Annotated in this window: 11 protein-coding genes; 3 read left to right on the top strand and 8 right to left on the bottom strand. The window is 73.2% G+C overall.

Features of this window, described 5'->3' with window-relative positions; all coding sequences use genetic code 11:
- Positions 1–138: 138 nt before the first annotated feature.
- Together AB0C03_RS19305 and AB0C03_RS19310 are read right to left on the bottom strand one after the other, a co-directional pair.
- A complete protein-coding gene (locus AB0C03_RS19305) occupies positions 139–5031 on the bottom strand; it encodes an SCO7613 C-terminal domain-containing membrane protein (protein ID WP_030337956.1) in 4893 nt (1630 codons plus the stop codon).
- Positions 5032–5181: 150 nt separating this feature from the next.
- On the bottom strand, positions 5182–6609 hold the full coding sequence (locus AB0C03_RS19310; RefSeq protein WP_030337957.1) for a UDP-glucose dehydrogenase family protein: 1428 nt from the start codon (positions 6607–6609) through the stop codon (positions 5182–5184).
- 197 nt (positions 6610–6806) lie between these two features.
- Between AB0C03_RS19310 and AB0C03_RS19315 the strand changes: the two genes are divergently transcribed.
- On the top strand, positions 6807–7976 hold the full coding sequence (locus AB0C03_RS19315) for an acyl-CoA dehydrogenase family protein (protein ID WP_030337958.1): 1170 nt from the start codon (positions 6807–6809) through the stop codon (positions 7974–7976).
- Positions 7977–8021: 45 nt separating this feature from the next.
- Here AB0C03_RS19315 and AB0C03_RS19320 read toward each other — a convergent pair whose 3' ends face one another.
- From AB0C03_RS19320 to AB0C03_RS19340, 5 genes are read right to left on the bottom strand one after another with little or no spacing between them, the layout of a single operon-like run.
- Positions 8022–8636: a hypothetical protein gene (locus AB0C03_RS19320; RefSeq protein ID WP_357638162.1), complete on the bottom strand. Its 615-nt coding sequence runs from the start codon at positions 8634–8636 to the stop codon at positions 8022–8024.
- Positions 8633–10021 carry a hypothetical protein gene (locus tag AB0C03_RS19325; RefSeq protein WP_051708901.1) on the bottom strand — a complete coding sequence of 463 codons (1389 nt, stop codon included), beginning with the start codon at positions 10019–10021 and terminating at the stop codon, positions 8633–8635. The genes AB0C03_RS19320 and AB0C03_RS19325 overlap by 4 nt, the downstream gene beginning before the upstream one ends.
- Positions 10018–10818: an ABC transporter ATP-binding protein gene (locus AB0C03_RS19330; protein WP_156058026.1), complete on the bottom strand. Its 801-nt coding sequence runs from the start codon at positions 10816–10818 to the stop codon at positions 10018–10020. The genes AB0C03_RS19325 and AB0C03_RS19330 overlap by 4 nt, the downstream gene beginning before the upstream one ends.
- A 34-nt stretch (positions 10819–10852) precedes the next feature.
- Positions 10853–11650 carry a hypothetical protein gene (locus tag AB0C03_RS19335; RefSeq protein ID WP_357638165.1) on the bottom strand — a complete coding sequence of 266 codons (798 nt, stop codon included), beginning with the start codon at positions 11648–11650 and terminating at the stop codon, positions 10853–10855.
- Positions 11647–12195: an RNA polymerase sigma factor gene (locus AB0C03_RS19340; RefSeq protein WP_051708902.1), complete on the bottom strand. Its 549-nt coding sequence runs from the start codon at positions 12193–12195 to the stop codon at positions 11647–11649. The genes AB0C03_RS19335 and AB0C03_RS19340 overlap by 4 nt, the downstream gene beginning before the upstream one ends.
- A gap of 313 nt (positions 12196–12508) precedes the next feature.
- Between AB0C03_RS19340 and AB0C03_RS19345 the strand changes: the two genes are divergently transcribed.
- Complete coding sequence (locus tag AB0C03_RS19345) at positions 12509–13801, top strand: multidrug effflux MFS transporter (RefSeq protein ID WP_245233792.1); 1293 nt, start codon at positions 12509–12511, stop codon at positions 13799–13801.
- 87 nt (positions 13802–13888) lie between these two features.
- Here AB0C03_RS19345 and AB0C03_RS19350 read toward each other — a convergent pair whose 3' ends face one another.
- The gene (locus tag AB0C03_RS19350) at positions 13889–14560 is read right to left on the bottom strand and encodes a hypothetical protein (RefSeq protein ID WP_357638167.1); all 672 of its coding nucleotides are present in this window, start codon (positions 14558–14560) and stop codon (positions 13889–13891) included.
- A gap of 23 nt (positions 14561–14583) precedes the next feature.
- On the opposite strand from AB0C03_RS19350, the gene AB0C03_RS19355 reads away from it, so the two are divergent.
- Positions 14584–15102 (top strand): acyl-CoA thioesterase, encoded by a 519-nt coding sequence (locus AB0C03_RS19355; RefSeq protein WP_030337966.1) that lies wholly within the window; start codon positions 14584–14586, stop codon positions 15100–15102.
- Positions 15103–15168 lie beyond the last annotated feature (66 nt).

Below are 15168 nucleotides of genomic sequence, written 5' to 3' on the forward strand. Positions count from 1 at the left end.
TTTCGGTCGCTGTTTCGCGGCTCTCATCCCTTATGCCACAACAGAAAGTGCAAGATCGCGCGAGATGGGCGCGGGTGACGCGCGAGCCCGGCACACTCACCGCGCGCCCACTCACCCACACCGCCGTGACCCTCCGATTCATCTCATGCCGCGCAGGGCGGTCTGTAGGCGTTCCTGGGCGCGGCGGCGGCGCTCGTTGCTCGCGCCGAGCACCAGCAGCAGGATGCCCACCGGGATCAGCGCCAGCCACGGGCCCAGGCTGAACAGGGCGTGGATCGCCGCGATCGCGGTGACCGACGCACCGACGATCACCGGGGCCTGCTGCCGACTGGACGAGCCGAAGATCAGCACCGCGACCGCGCCCAGCAACAGCAGCATCTGCCGCATCGTGCTGGACTCGGTGGCCAGCACGATGGCGAGCGTCGGCACGAACGCCGCGACCAGCGCCGGACCGTACGCCACCCAACTGCTCATGTCCGGTCGGTGGCGCAGTTCCAGGACGCCGACGAGGAGGGCAAGCGCGGCGAACGGCAGCGTGTACGCCTCGGGTAGCGCCACGTCGGCGACCCGCATCAGGATCCACCACGCGGTGATCTCGCAGAGCACCACCGCCCAGAACAGGATCCGGCGTTCCACCGGCCGACGGCCGGGTCGGGTGGCCGCCACGCCGAGGACAGCGCCCCAGGCGGCCAGCAGGGCGGCGATGTGTCGGGGCGAGTCGAAGGCGAGCGCCAACGCGATCAGCGCGGCGGCGTAGCCGGACCACTCCACGGTGGAGGCTTCCCGCTGCGACTCGGGGCGGCGCAGCCGGGGCAGGGTGGCGGCGAGCACCTGGAGGACGGCGCCGACGGCCAGCACCCCGAACGCGGACCAGACCGCCGCCAGCCCGGCGACCAGGCCGGCGGTGAGCACGAAGAGCTGCGCCATCAGTGAGGCGAAGAGCCAGCCGAGGATGCGCGCCCGCTGGGTGGTGCCGTACAGCGCCGCCACCGCGCCGACCCCGACCGCGCTGCCGAGGGTGAACAGGGTCATCTGCCGGTCGGCCAGGCTGCCGGCGAGCCCGGCGCTCCCACCGGCCAGACCGATGGCGAACACCAGCACCCGGGCCAGCCGCAGCGAGCGGGCCCGCTCGACCAGCGGCGGTGGTGGGGTCAGCGCGAGACCGAGCATCGCGATGGTGAAGACGGAGAGCGCGGCGATGGTGCTGGCGGGCCAGCCCTGGCCCAGCGCGATGGGTGCGATCAGCAGCGTGACGGCTGCCCCGGGCAACACCACCGGCACGGCCCGGGACCGTCGCCCGCCGCTGAAGCCGGTGGCGGCCAGCGCGGCCGTCGCGGTGAGCAGCAGCGCCGTCAGCACGTGGGTCGGATCGACCACGTCCGGCGGCGGGGTGAGCAGCCCCGGCGGCGGGCCCTGCCAGATCCGGGTCAGCGTGCGGTGCGGCTCGACGAGGGCGGTGATCAGCGCCGGCCCGATCGAGGCGAGCGCCAGGGCGGTCGGTAGCGCTGCGGCGGCCAACGCGCCGGCGGCCGGGTTGACCCGCCACCGTCGTCGCTCCGGGTCGTCCGGCAGCCGCCGTAGGGCGCCGTCGAGTCGTACCGCCCAGCGCCGGACCGGCTGGGCGGCGCCGGTGGGCGGCACGGTGGCCGCGCGGATCAGCTCGGCCAGCACACCGAGCAGGGCGGCAGCGGCCGCGTAGACGCCCGCGGCGAGGCCGGTGGGGATGGCCGCGAGGGCGCTGATGGTGGCCCCGCCGACCACCGCCACGCTGACCCAGGGCAGATATTGCGGCACCTGTCGCCGCACCGCTGCCACGGCGGCCAGGCCGAGGCTGGTGGCCGCCAGCGCGGCGGTCAGCACCACCTCCGCCGAGTGTTCGAACTCGGCGGACAGTGCCGCCACCGCACCGGGCAGGGCCAGCAGGGCGGCACCGATCGCCGCGCCACCGATCTGCGCCAGGTGGGGCGGCATCCCCTCGGTGTCGATGTCGGTGACCTGTGGGTCGGCGAGAACGCGGGCCAGCGTGGCCACCACCACGCCGATCAGAGCGATGCTGCCCAGCGCCAGGGCTGTGGTCCACGGGCGGACCAGCCCGGCTCCGGCGGCGTGCAGCGCGACGACCCCGGCCACCGTGGCCCGGGACAGCCCGGCGCGCGCCTCCTCGGTGGCCACCGCGGCCATGCCGAACACGGTGGCGACCATTCCGCCGACCAGGACCGGCGACCACCAGGCCAGATCGAACGCGGCCGGCGCGCCGATGGTGGCGAGCACCACCGCCACCCCGGACACGTCCCAGCGCCACGGCGGTGGGAGCAGAATGCCCGCGGCGAGGGCCAGCAGCGCCAGCGCGACCGGCGCCTGCCAGGTGGCACCGCCGACGGGGGCGGCCGGCCAGTCGCTCAGGTCGCCCCTCCAGATGGGGCCGGGGGTGGCCAGCACGCCGACCCCACCGCGCACCGCCGACCAGCCGGCGAGCACCCCGATCAGGGCGCCGCCGACGGTGAGGCCGAGGATCGGTCCGCGTCGCCACTCCTCGGGCATGCTGCGGGCGCCCACGGCGACCACCAGGAGCAGGGCGGCGGCCACCGCCAGCTGCGCGCCCGGGGCGAGGACCGCCCCGATCCGTACCAGGGTGGCGATCAGGGCGGTGGTGACCGCCGCGGCGGCCAGGTCCGAGCCGTCGAGGGTGAGGTCGGCGCGACGGCCGGCGTCGATGGAGGGGGCCAGGAAGAGCAGGACCGCGGCGACCAGCAGGAGCGCGCCGACCCAGGCGTCGGCGACGGTCGCGCCGGGCGCTCCGAACGCGGCGGCGGTGACCACCAGCGCGCCCAGCCCGGTGCCGACCGACAGCGGCGCGGGGATGTGGCGCTGGGAGACCTGCACGACGGCGGCGTAGCCGAGGGTCACACAGACCGCCAGGAAGCTGGCCGCCAGGATCGGGACTGTCACCTCTCGCAGGCTCGCCGGAGTGGGGGTCGGGTCCTTCGGCATGGTCGCGGCCACGAACGCGGCCACCGCACCGGGCAGCGCGAACGCGGCGCCACCGGCGGCCCAGGCGGTTACCGTGTCGGCGGCGGCCGAGGCGATCCGGATCCGGGGCGCCAGCGCGACCAGCGTGCCGGCCGCGAACAGGGTGATCAGGACCGCGGCCGTGAGGGTGGGGCTGGTCAGGCTGGCGCCCGCACCGAACAGGCCGACCACTGCCGCCCCGACGGCGTGCGCCAGAGCGGCCCGGTCGGTGCGGGCGGAGAGCCCGATGACCCCGATGCCGATCGCGGTGATCACCATCGGCCACGGTGCCGTCGCCCAGCCGAGACCGAACGAGGCCGGTACGGCGAGCGCGGTCAGCGCCGCTCCGGCCACCGCGAACTCCCGGCGGATCTCGGTGGGCAGGGCCAGCACCGCCGCGATGGTGAGCAGGAACGCGGCCCCCGCGAGCTGCCAGCCGGTCGGCCCGACGGCGGCGGCCAACTCGCCCGGGTACCGGCTGAGGTCCGGGTCCCAGGCGGGCAGCGCCGCCCGTACCGGTGCCACCCCGGCGCGCAGCGCGCCACCGGCGACCACCAGACCGCTGACTGTCAGGGCCACCGCGGACGCGATCTGCGGGCCACGTCGGGCCGCCTCCGGGACGGCGCGTACCGCCAGCCCGGTCACCGTGATGACCGCCGCGATCAGCAGCAGCGCCCGACCGGGGAGGGCCACCGAGGCGATGCGGCTGAGCGCGCCGATCACGGCCAGGGTGACGACGCCGGCCGCCACGTCGGGCAGCGGCGGGCGACGCAGCACCAGCGCGCCGGCCAGCCCGATCAGGGCGGCCAGCAGCAGCACCACCCCGGCGCCGGTCGCGGTCGGCACGGCCTGTGCCCGCAGCAGGGCGGTGACCGCGTACGCCAGCGCGACGGCGACCGCCAGAGCGTGCAGCAACCAGGTCAGCTCCGGCAGGCCGGGCACCGGGCGGGCCGGCTCCGGGTCGGCGGAGCCCGCGCCGGCGTCGATCAGCTCGGCGGCCTCCTCCGGGTCGCCCTCCGGCCGGCTCTCGGCATCGCGTCGGCGGGGCGCCGACGGCGTTCCCGGCGATGGCAGGTCCTGCCGGACGGGGCGTTCGACTGTCACGCTGGAGCGGGTCAGGCCGAGGTTGACGAGAGCGACCACGGCCAGCACCAGTGCCCAGCCGCCCGGGCCGGTGATCTGGTCGTACGCGAGCAGAGGCAGCACCGGCTGCGCGGCGAGCACCGTCGCGAAGCGGGGCGCGCGCAGACCGGTCCAACGGGCGTACCCGAACGCGACGACGGCGGTGACCGCGAAGATCACCCCGGCGAAGACGGTGCCGGAGCCGCTGTCGGCGCCGATCCGGTCCACCGCCCAGAGGGCGTTGCCGGCGAGCGGCACCAGCAGCAGGCCGACCGCGGCGATGGTCTCGGCGGTCGAGGTGAGCCCGCGCCGGGCCAGCGCCGGTGGGGTCAGCAGCATCAGCACTGTGGCCAGCAGCAGGATGCCCAGCCGGGCCAGCGCGTCCATCGAACTGGTGGCCACGGCGGCGAAGACCACCGCGGCCACGCCGAGCAGCAGCGCACCCAACCCGAGAGGGATGTTCTGCACCTCGCGGGAGGAGGCCTCCGGCGGGTTTTCCGGGTCGTCCACGTCCAGCCAGGTGGCCCGGGGCGGGGGCGGCGGATCCTCCGGGGCGGTCGGAGCGCCCTGGCGGGGCACCCGCGGCGGCGCGCCCATGGTGGCGGTCGGTGGCCGCCGGCCGGGACGGCGGCGCAGCACCCGGCGTGGCCGGGTGGCCTGCTTGATGCGCTCCTCGCCGGCGTGGGCGAGGATGTCCCGCTGGAAGAGCGCGGCCTGCATCTTGGCGGCGATCTGGCGCTGCTCGCGCGCGATGGCGGCGTCGCGCGCCTTCATCTCCGCTATCGAACGCTCAATGTCGGCCAGGTGCTCGACCCACTGTGGTTGATCTGCCCCACAGTGCGGGCATCGAACGGCCGGCTTGATCTCCCGGCCGCACGAGGAGCATTGAAAGGTCGCCACGACACCCCTCCACCCGCACTGTGGACTCCCACTGTCGCAGCATGCCCAAAGCTGGCGCGGATTTCGACTCTTGTCGGCGGGTCCCGGGCAAACAACGACACCGGCCGGCCATCGAGATGCTCGATGACCGGCCGGTGGGCGTCTGTTCCGTCAGGGGCGGCCCATGCCCCGGTACTCCCAGCCGGCCTGGGTCCACAGTGCCGGGTCGAGGCAGTTGCGGCCGTCGACGACCTTGCGGCCCTTGACGAACTCGCCCAGGGCGACCGGGTCGGCGTTGCGGAAGTCGGCCCACTCGGTGAGCACGCAGACCAGGTCGGCGTCGGTGACGGCCTCGTTCATGCTGGCCTCGTAGGTCAGCTCGGGAACGGCGCGGCGGGCGTTCTCGGTGCCCTGCGGGTCGTACACGTGCACGTCGGCGCCGGCCTTCTGCAGCAGCGCGGCGACGGCGAGCGCCGGGGCGTCGCGGACGTCGTCGGTGTTGGGCTTGAAGGTGGCGCCGAGCACGGCGATCCGGGTGCCGGCGAAGTCCGGGCCGGCCGGGCCCGAGCGGCGGCCGAGCAGGTCCGCGGCGAGCTGAAGCACCCGGGTACGTCGGCGCAGGTTGATCAGGTCGACCTCGTGCAGGAAGCGCAGCGCCTCACCGGCGCCCAGCTCCTGGGCGCGGGCCTGGAAGGCCCGGATGTCCTTGGGCAGGCAGGCGCCGCCGAAGCCGAGACCGGCCTGGAGGAACCGGTTGCCGATCCGCGGGTCGTAGCCGATCGCGCGGGCCAGTTGGGTGACGTCGCCGCCGGAGGCCTCGCAGACCTCGGCCATCGCGTTGATGAAGGAGATCTTGGTGGCCAGGAAGGCGTTCGCGGCGACCTTGACCAGCTCGGCGGTGGAGAAGTCGGTGACCACCAGGGGTACCTCGCGGTCCTCCGTGGCGGCCAGGTCGAACACGCCCTTGTGGGCGGCGTAGAGCATGCCGTTGGCCCACTCGCTCTTGACGCCGACCACGATCCGGTTGGGCCGCAGGACGTCGTCGACGGCGAAGCCCTCCTGGAGGAACTCGGGGCTCCACGCCACCTCGACGTTCAGGCCGTCGGGGGTGTGCTTGTCGACGAGCTGCTCGACCCACTCGGCGGTGCCGACCGGCACGGTGGACTTGCCGACGATCAGGGCCTTGCGGGTCAGGTGCTGCGCGAGGCTGGTGACCGACGCCTCGACGTACGACAGGTCGGCGCCCATGCCGTCGGCCCGCTGCGGGGTGCCGACACAGATGAAGTGCACGTCACCGAAGTCGGCGGTCTCGGCGATGTCGGTGCTGAACCGGAGCCGGCCGGCGGCGAGATTGCGCCGCAGCAGCTCGTCCAGGCCGGGCTCGTGGATCGGCACCTGGCCGGCGTTCAGCTTTGCGATCTTGTCGGCGTCGACGTCGAAGCCGAGGACCTCGTACCCCAGTTCCGCGTAGCAGATGGCGTACGTCGCACCGAGGTAACCAGTTCCCAGGAAGGTCACCCGCGGCCGGGGAGCGCCCGAGGGCGGAGTCACCGCGGCGATGGCGGGGGTCGGCTGGATGGTGGGGTAGGGGATCGTCACGCCTGTCTTCTCCGCTCGCGCTGGCTAGCTCACTGTCTCGGTCTTCATCATGGCTGAGCGCGTCGGGTGCACCATCTTGCCCATGCCTACGCGCCGGTAACATCACCTGAACTGCAGTCGCTAGTCTTCAGTCTGCGCGGTCGGCGGTCAGGAGTCGTCACAGACTGCGCATGATAGCGGTGAAGGGGAGGGCCGAGATGGCCGCAGGGGAGTCGTTCGACGTCTACCGGTTGCCCGATGAGCACCAGGCGATCCGGGAAGCGGTGCGTGAGGTCTGCGCCGCGAAGGTGGCTCCGCACGCCGCCGAGGCCGACGAGACCGGGGAGTTTCCCAAGGCGTCCTACGACGCGTTGCGGGCGGCTGACTTCCACGCACCGCACATCCCGGAGGAATTCGGCGGCGCGGGGGCGGACGCGCTGGCCACCGCCATTGTGATCGAGGAGGTGGCCCGTGCCTGCGCGTCCTCCTCGCTGATCCCGGCGGTGAACAAACTCGGCACGATGCCACTGCTGCTGGCCGGTTCCGCCGAGATCAAGAGTCGCTACCTGACGCCGGTCGCGGCCGGTGACGCCATGTTCTCGTACTGCCTCTCCGAGCCGGAGGCGGGCAGCGACGCGGCGTCCATGACCACCCGGGCGGTACGTGACGGGGATCACTGGGTGCTCAACGGCGTGAAGCGCTGGATCACCAACGCCGGCGTGTCCGAGTTCTACACGGTTTTCGCCGTCACCGACCCGTCCGCCCGTTCCCGTGGCATCTCCGCCTTCGTGGTGGAGAAGTCCGATTCCGGGGTGAGCTTCGGCGCGCCGGAGAAGAAGCTCGGCATCAAGGGCTCGCCCACCCGCGAGGTCTACCTCGACAACGTGCGGATCCCGGCCGACCGGATGATCGGCGCGGAGGGCACCGGCTTCGCGACCGCGATGAAGACCCTGGACCACACCCGGGTCACCATCGCCGCGCAGGCCGTCGGCATCGCGCAGGGCGCGCTCGACTACGCCAAGGGGTACGTGGCCGAGCGTCGACAGTTCGGCAAGGCGGTCGCCGAGTTCCAGGGCATCCAGTTCATGCTCGCCGACATGGGCATGAAGCTCGAGGCGGCCCGCCAGCTCACGTACGCGGCGGCCGGCAAGTCGGAGCGCGGCGACGCGGATCTCACCTACTTCGGCGCGGCGGCGAAGTGCTTCGCCTCCGACGCCGCCATGGAGATCACCACCGACGCGGTGCAGCTGCTCGGTGGCTACGGCTACACCCGGGACTACCCGGTCGAGCGGATGATGCGCGACGCCAAGATCACTCAGATCTACGAGGGCACCAACCAGGTGCAGCGGATCGTCATGGCCCGGCAGCTGCTGGCCGACGTCGTCTAGGGCTCGCTCCGATGCTCCGGGGTCTCCGGAGCATCGGAACGTCCGTCACTGGTCGGGGGACGTCTCACTCACCGGCCGCACGGGGCAACCCCGCACCGCGTACGCGAGCAGTCCGGTCACCGCCAGCACGACGGCGCAGGCGGTGGCGGCGGTGGTCCCGGCAGGTTGGATCAGCCAGCCGGCGACCTGCATCTTCAGGTCCCGGCTGGGCACCATGATCGGCAGTACCGCGATCAGGGTCCAGGTCAGCGGGGCGATCCAGGACAGGGCGGCACCCAGCACCGTGGCGCCGAGCGCGGTGAGCCCGAGCAGCCCCGCGGTGTTGCGCACCGTCACCGCGAACGGCTCGTAACGCGCGTCGGTGACCATGCTGAGGGACAGCAGCGCGGTGATCGCGGCGGCGGCGAGCAGCAGATGACCGGCGCGCCGTACCGGCCAGTTGACCGCCATGGTGTGGTCGAGGGCCCCGTCGGCGCCGTCGAGCGTGCTGCCGACCGCGACCACCGCCAGCATGATGGCGAGGCTGGCCGTCCGGGCGCTGATGGTCGCCGAGTCGGTGTAGGCCAGCGACAGCGCCCAGGCCAGTGCGATCAACGCGGTCACGGTGGCCAGGGCGAGGGGTACCCGGCGGGCGCGCAGGTGCAGCTGGAGGAACCTCACGGCCGGCCCGTCGGCACGTTCGCCACCAGCTCGTCGTCCCGGCAGGCCAGGGCACCCTCGCGGGCCGCCGCCATCCGACGTCGTTGTTCGACCTCCGGGAGGTTGACCAGCGCCTGGTACGCGCCCACCAGCTGGGCCATCTCCGACGGGGGCCACCCGGGCTGCGGGGCCGGTGGCCGACCGGTCAGCCAGGCGGCGGCGACCATCCGGGCCTCGTACACGTCGCCCCGCACCGACTGGTCGCCGCACTCCTGCCGCCAGGCGGCCTCCAGCAGGGCCGGCAGGAAGTAGTCACCGGACAGGTCGGCGCGCCCCACCCGGTTGATGGTGGGGGTGTCGAAGACGATCGTGTCGGCGGAGTGCCGGGCCGGGGCAGTGTCCGGGTCCGGCCGCGCCCAGTAGGTGACCTGTTGCGTCTGGACCGCCCGGACCGGTGCGTTGGGCAGCTTCGCCGCCATCATGGCGAGCGCCTGCCGGGCCGGGCCCACCACGTCCGGCAGCAGCGCGGCGTGCGTCCGCGTCACGCAGACCTGCGGGCCGTCGTTGTCGCACACCAGCTCGACGGCGACCGGGTCGACGACCGCCGCCCCGCGGGCTCCGCCGACGGGCAGGAGCGGTAGGGCGACCGCGACGCCGAGCAGCGCCGGGAGCACGGCGAACGCGACGGCGCGGCGACGGACGGCGCCGAGCAGCAGCAGGCCGGTCACGGCGAGAGACACCAGCCACAGCGCCTGCAGCAGGCTGACCCGGGTCGCGATCGTCTGGAAGTCGTCCAGGCCGGTGAACGTCGGTAGGAGCAGCACCCCCGCCGGTTCCTGCCGGAACTGCCCGATCTCCGCGCCCGTCGCGGGTGCCGTGATCCACTCCGGCACCAACGCCACCAGGACGAACCCGAGCACCGCGAGGACCGGCGCGGTGATCACCCGGGGCACGGCCCGGCCGGCGGCCATGCCCAGCCAACCGGCGGCGATCAGCGCCGGAACGCCGACCGCGGCGACGACGATCGTCGCGCTCGGGAAATATCCCGCCGTCGGCACCACCCACCCGGCGGCCACCAGGAAGACCACGACGTACGCGGCGACCACAGTGACCGCGAGAGCGCTGGCGGTCGGCACGACCCGCTGCCACCGTGGCCGGACGGTGCTGGCGAACAACTCGTTGACGCGGCAGCGCGCGTCGCGCCGCCCCAGCCACGCCCCACCGGCCAGCGCGAGTGGCAGCAGCATGATCAGCGTCGACCGGGCGAGCACCGCCAGTTGCATCCACCGCCCCGCGAAGAACTGGGTGGACGACAGGAGCAACGCCGCGCCGGTCACCAGCAACAACAGGCCGACGCCCAGAGCCGCCGACCGGCGTAGCTCGATGCGGAGGATTCGTCCGGTCACGCCGACACCCGCTCCCGGTGGGCGCGCAGCAACGACGAGTAGCCGCGTTCGGTGGCGCTGTCGCCGGCGTCGGCGTCGCCGCCCTGCGCGGCCAGCTCTCCCGTGCTGCCCTGCCACACCAACCGACCCTCGCTGACCAGCACCACGTCGGTGCAGGCCACCGCGACGTCCTCCACCAGGTGGGTGGAGACGAGTACGCAACTGTCCAGGCCGATCTCCCGCAGCAGCTCACGGAAGTCGAGGCGTTGCTCCGGGTCCAGGCCGACCGTCGGCTCGTCGAGCAGCAGCACCGTCGGATCGTTGACGATCGCCTGGGCGATGCCGGCGCGGCGCAGCATCCCGCCGGACAGCGTCTTCATGCGGGAGTCGGCACGGTCCGCCAGGCCGACCCGTTCGACGGCCCGTTGCACAGCGCCAGGGATGACCGCCTTCGGCATCTCCTTGAGCCAGGCGATGTACTCGACGAACTCGCGGACGGTGAAGCGCGGGTAGAAGCCGAAGTGCTGCGGCAGGTACCCCAGGCCGCGGCGGACCTGGCGCAGGTCGGCACCGGCGGTGACCTCCTCACCGAGCAGTGTCAGCCGCCCACCGGCCGGCTTCACCACGGTGGCCAGGGCTCGCATCAACGTGGTCTTCCCGGCGCCGTTGGGGCCGAGCAGCCCGTGCACGCCGGTGCCCAACCTCAGGTCCAGACCGTTGACCGCCAGGTGTCGGCCGGCCCGGACCCGCAACGTCTCGGCGTGCACCGCCCACGCGTAGGTGGACGGCGCGGTCTCCGCCACGCTGACCGTACGCATCATCGTGTCTCCATTCGGTGCTGGCTGGATCTCGTCATCGGAACGTGCTGGTGGGCAGCTGCGACCGCCATCGGGCCTGGACGAAGACCACGGCCAGCAGCAGCGTTGTGGCGAGCGCCCAACCGGTCAGGCTGCTGCCGGCGAGGACGGCCGGGAGTCGCCCGCCGACCAGGCTCGGCGCCACGACACCCAGGGACCAGGCGAGCGCCAACCCCAGTGCGGCCCGGTCGATCCCCACCACGGTGCCGAGCGCCAACGCCCCGGCGGTGAAGCCCAGCGCCGGCAGCAACCAGAGGCCGGGGGAGTGCCCGGTGCCCCAGCCGGCCACCGCGAGCACCGGCAGGACCGCTACCAGCGCCCCCAACGAACGGCGCATCAACAGCGGCAGGCCGGTACGGGGTGTGGTGGCCGCCAACTCCCACACCGGGTCGCCCCGCCGACTCCAGACGGCGGCCACCGGCAGCAGCGGCGCGACCGGAGCGACCAGCAGCACCAGCGACGGCAGGCTGGCGAAGGTCTTCTCGAACAGGACCGCGGCCAGCATCAGCCCGGCGGCGGTGGCGAGCCAGGGCAGGATCCGGGCGGCGACCCCGGTACGCGGTAGCCGCCGACGACGCACCGGTGCGGGGCCGGTGGCGATCCCGGCGGCCACGGCGCCGGCCACCCGGTCCAGCAGGTCACGCGTGCCCGGGTCGACGGTATGGGTCAGCAGTGCCCGGCAGTCGGCGCAGGTCTCCAGGTGCGCCTCCACCGCCCAGATGGTCGCGTCGTCGACACCCACCCCGCCCGAGGCGTAGTGGGAGAGGAGAGCGGGCGTGGGGTGAGCGGTCATGACAGCGCCTCCCGCAGTGCGATTCGGGCGCGTCTCGCGCGGGTCTTCACGGTCCCCTCCGGCATGCCGAGCAGCAGCGACGTCTCCCGGGCGGTCAGCCCGTCGAGGACCATCGAACGCAGCACCTGCCGCAGTTCCGGGGGGAGCGCGTGCAGGGCGTTCTCCAGGTTGGCGTCCATCCCGCCGGCCAACGCCTCGTCCTCGGCCGCCGGGGCGACGGGTTCGAAGGTGCGTACCGTCGGGATCCGCTCGCGTCGGGCCCGGTGGCGGAACGCGTCGATCAGCCGGTGCGCGGCGATCGTCCACAGCCAGCCCACCGCGCTGCCGGAGGTGGACTGCGCCTGGCTGCCGGCCGACCGCCAGACCGCCAGGTACGTCTCCTGGAGCACCTCGGCCACGATGTCCTCGTCGGCGCAGCGTCGACGCAGCCGCACGGTCAACCACGGGGCGGTACGCCGGTACAGCGCGTCGAACGCGCGCCGGTCGCCCCGGGCGACGCGGCGGAGGAGTTCACCCTCGTCGAGACCGTCCAGACTTCGCTTCACACCAGGCAAGACGACGCGTACCCCATCCCCGGTTCTGATCGTGCTGTGACAGTGGTCACAGCTTGCTCGGCCGAACGGGGTGGGGTGACTCCCCACACACCGGGAACGTCACACACCGCCGAGGTGTTGCCGACCGACAGAATCACCCTCGGATGATCGCCCCACCCGGCCACCCCCGCCACGACCCCTGCCTCGTCACGTCCACGCAGCCCACCGTCGAGCGCCCCACACCGTGCCGCCGCGTCCACGCGGCCCGGTCGACGCCCCGCGCCGCCGCTCGTGACGACGCACCAGCTTCCGCAGAGAGATCGAGATGATGAAGCAGTTGGTGGAGAAGACCGGACGCGATGCCGCCGTCGCGCCCGAGGTACTGCCCGGCGACCTGATGACCAATCGTCAGCGGGCACAACTCGTCCTCGTGCTGGGCGCGTTGATCGCGATCGGGCCCCTGACCATCGACATGTACCTGCCGGCCCTGCCCGCCATCACGGCGGGCCTGCAGACCACCGAGACCGCCGTGCAGTTGACGCTGACCGGCACGCTCGTCGGCCTCGCGCTGGGCCAGTTGCTGATCGGGCCGCTCTCCGACGTGGTCGGGCGGCGGGTGCCGCTGCTGGTCGGTCTGGCCGCGCACATCGTGGCATCCGTGCTGTGCGTCTTCGCACCCAACATCACGGTGCTCGGCGGGCTGCGCGTACTCCAGGGGCTCGGTGTCGCGGCCGCCACGGTGGTCGCGACGGCAGTGGTCCGCGACCTGTTCAGCGGGGCCTCGTTCGCCCGGATCTTCTCCCGGCTGATGCTCGTCATGGGCCTGGCACCCATCCTCGCTCCGACGCTGGGCAGTGGCCTGCTGAGCTGGACCGACTGGCGGGGTGTCTTCGCGGCGTTGGCGGTGCTGGGCGCGCTGCTGATCGTCGTGGCCGCGTTCCGGCTCCCGGAGACCCTTCCGGTGGCGCGTCGGCGCCACGGCGGGGTGAGCGCCACCCTGCGCGACTACCGGGGGTTGCTCAACGACCGGGCGTTCGTCGGCCTGGTGCTGGTCGCCGGGCTGGCGATGGCGGCCCTGTTCGCGTACGTCTCGGGTTCGTCGTTCGTGCTGCAGCAGGAGTACGGCCTCGACGAGCAGCAGTTCGGCATCGCCTTCGGGGCCGGCGCGGTGGGGCTGATCGGAGCCACCCAGTTCAACGTGCGGCTGCTGCGCCGCTACACCCCGCAGCAGATCCTGGTCAGCGCCCTGATCGCCGGAACGGCTGCCGGCCTGCTGCTGGTCATGTTCGCGGCGACCGGATTCGGTGGCCTGGGTACCCTGCTCGCGTCGTTGTGGCTGGTCCTGGCCGCCGCCGGGCTGGCCCTGCCGAACGCGCCGGCGCTGGCCATGAGCCGGCACAGCGAAGCCGCTGGCACCGCCGCGGCGCTGCTCGGCGCGGTGCAGTTCGGCATCGGGGCGGTGACGGCGCCACTGGCCGGTCTGTTCGGCACGGGGAGCGTACCGATGGCGATCGTCATCGCGGGCGGCATGGCCGCCGCGCTGATCGTCATGCTCGTTGTCGTTCCGCGCGCCAGCCTCGGCACTGTCGACCCGGACCTGGCTGTCGCGCTGCACTGACAACGCCCAGCGGTCGCGCCGCAGCGGGCCCCGTCGTCGCGCGGGAGAGACGGAGGGCGGGCCGGTGAAACCGGCCCGCCCCGACGATCAGCGGATCTCGGTGGTGTCCTCGGGGCGCGGCTGACCGCGCGGTGGGGCGGACCAGGGTGATTCGCCACCCACCCGGCGGGGCAGCGGTTCGGTCGGTGTCGAGTCGGCCGGGTAACCCAGAGTGACCGGCGCGGTGTCCCGCTCCGCCGCCGCGGGGGGCGGCCAGTCGGTCAACGTGAAGTCGTCGTTGCGGGGGCCTCCGTCCGACGCGGGGGCGGGTGCCGTGGCCGGAACGGCCGCCGGGGTCGGCCACTGCCGCCACCGCTGTTGGCTGAAGGTCGCCATCAGCAGCAGCATGCCGATCAGGAAGAGCGTGCCGTTCTCCACGGGCAGGCGCAGCGGCAGCGGGTCGCCGAACACCTTCCACTCGTGCGGGATCGCGTCCCGCACCGAGAAGGGCGCCACGAACATCCCGATGTACGGGGTGACCAGCAGCGCCCCCGCCACCAACGGGCCCAGCGGTGAGAAGCGCAGCGTGCCGAGCAGGCCCAGCAGGACACCGCCGACACCGAGGTACACGGCCGGCTCGATCAGGTTGGCGGTGTTGAACGTGCCGATCTCCACCCAGCGGTCGACCGTCCGGCTCGACCCGTCCTGCCCGAGTGTGACCAGCACCCAGGTGATGGGTGCCACCACCAGCCCGGCGAGGAAGCTCCAGAGATGTCGCATCCGCGCACCGTACCGTTTTCGACATGACTGAGCACCTCTCCGCCGCTCCGAACGGCAAGCCGACGTCGTACTCGCGCGTCACTCTCAGCAAGATCATGACGGCGGTGGACGTCAACCTCTACGGCACCGTGCACGGTGGGGTTCTGATGAAGTTCGTCGACGACGTGGCCGGGGCCGCTGCCGCCCGGCACAGCGGCGGAACGGCGGTGACCGCGGCGATCGACGAGATCGTCTTCTCGGAGGCGGTCCGGGTCGGCGACCTCGTGCACGCCCACGCCCAGGTGAACTGGACCGGCCAGACCTCGATGGAGGTGGGCGTACGGGTGGTCGCCGAGCGGTGGGACTCGGCCGAGGACGCGCCGGTCCGGGTGGCCACCGCGTACCTGGTGTTCGTCGGCGTGGACGTCGGTGGGGCGCCGCGCGCGGTCCGCCCGGTGCTGCCGGAGACCGCGGAGGACGAGCGGCGGTACAAGGAGGCGGAGATCCGCCGGGCGCACCGCCTCGCCCGCCGTCGAGCCATCCAGGCCCACCGCGCGGGCTGACCCACATGAGGTGGTGGGTTGGAGTGTGGGACGGGCACGCGTCGGTCGGCCTACCCGGTGCGCAGA

Origin of the sequence: Micromonospora parva, assembly GCF_040649675.1 — a bacterium.
In the GTDB taxonomy this organism is placed as follows: domain Bacteria; phylum Actinomycetota; class Actinomycetes; order Mycobacteriales; family Micromonosporaceae; genus Micromonospora; species Micromonospora parva.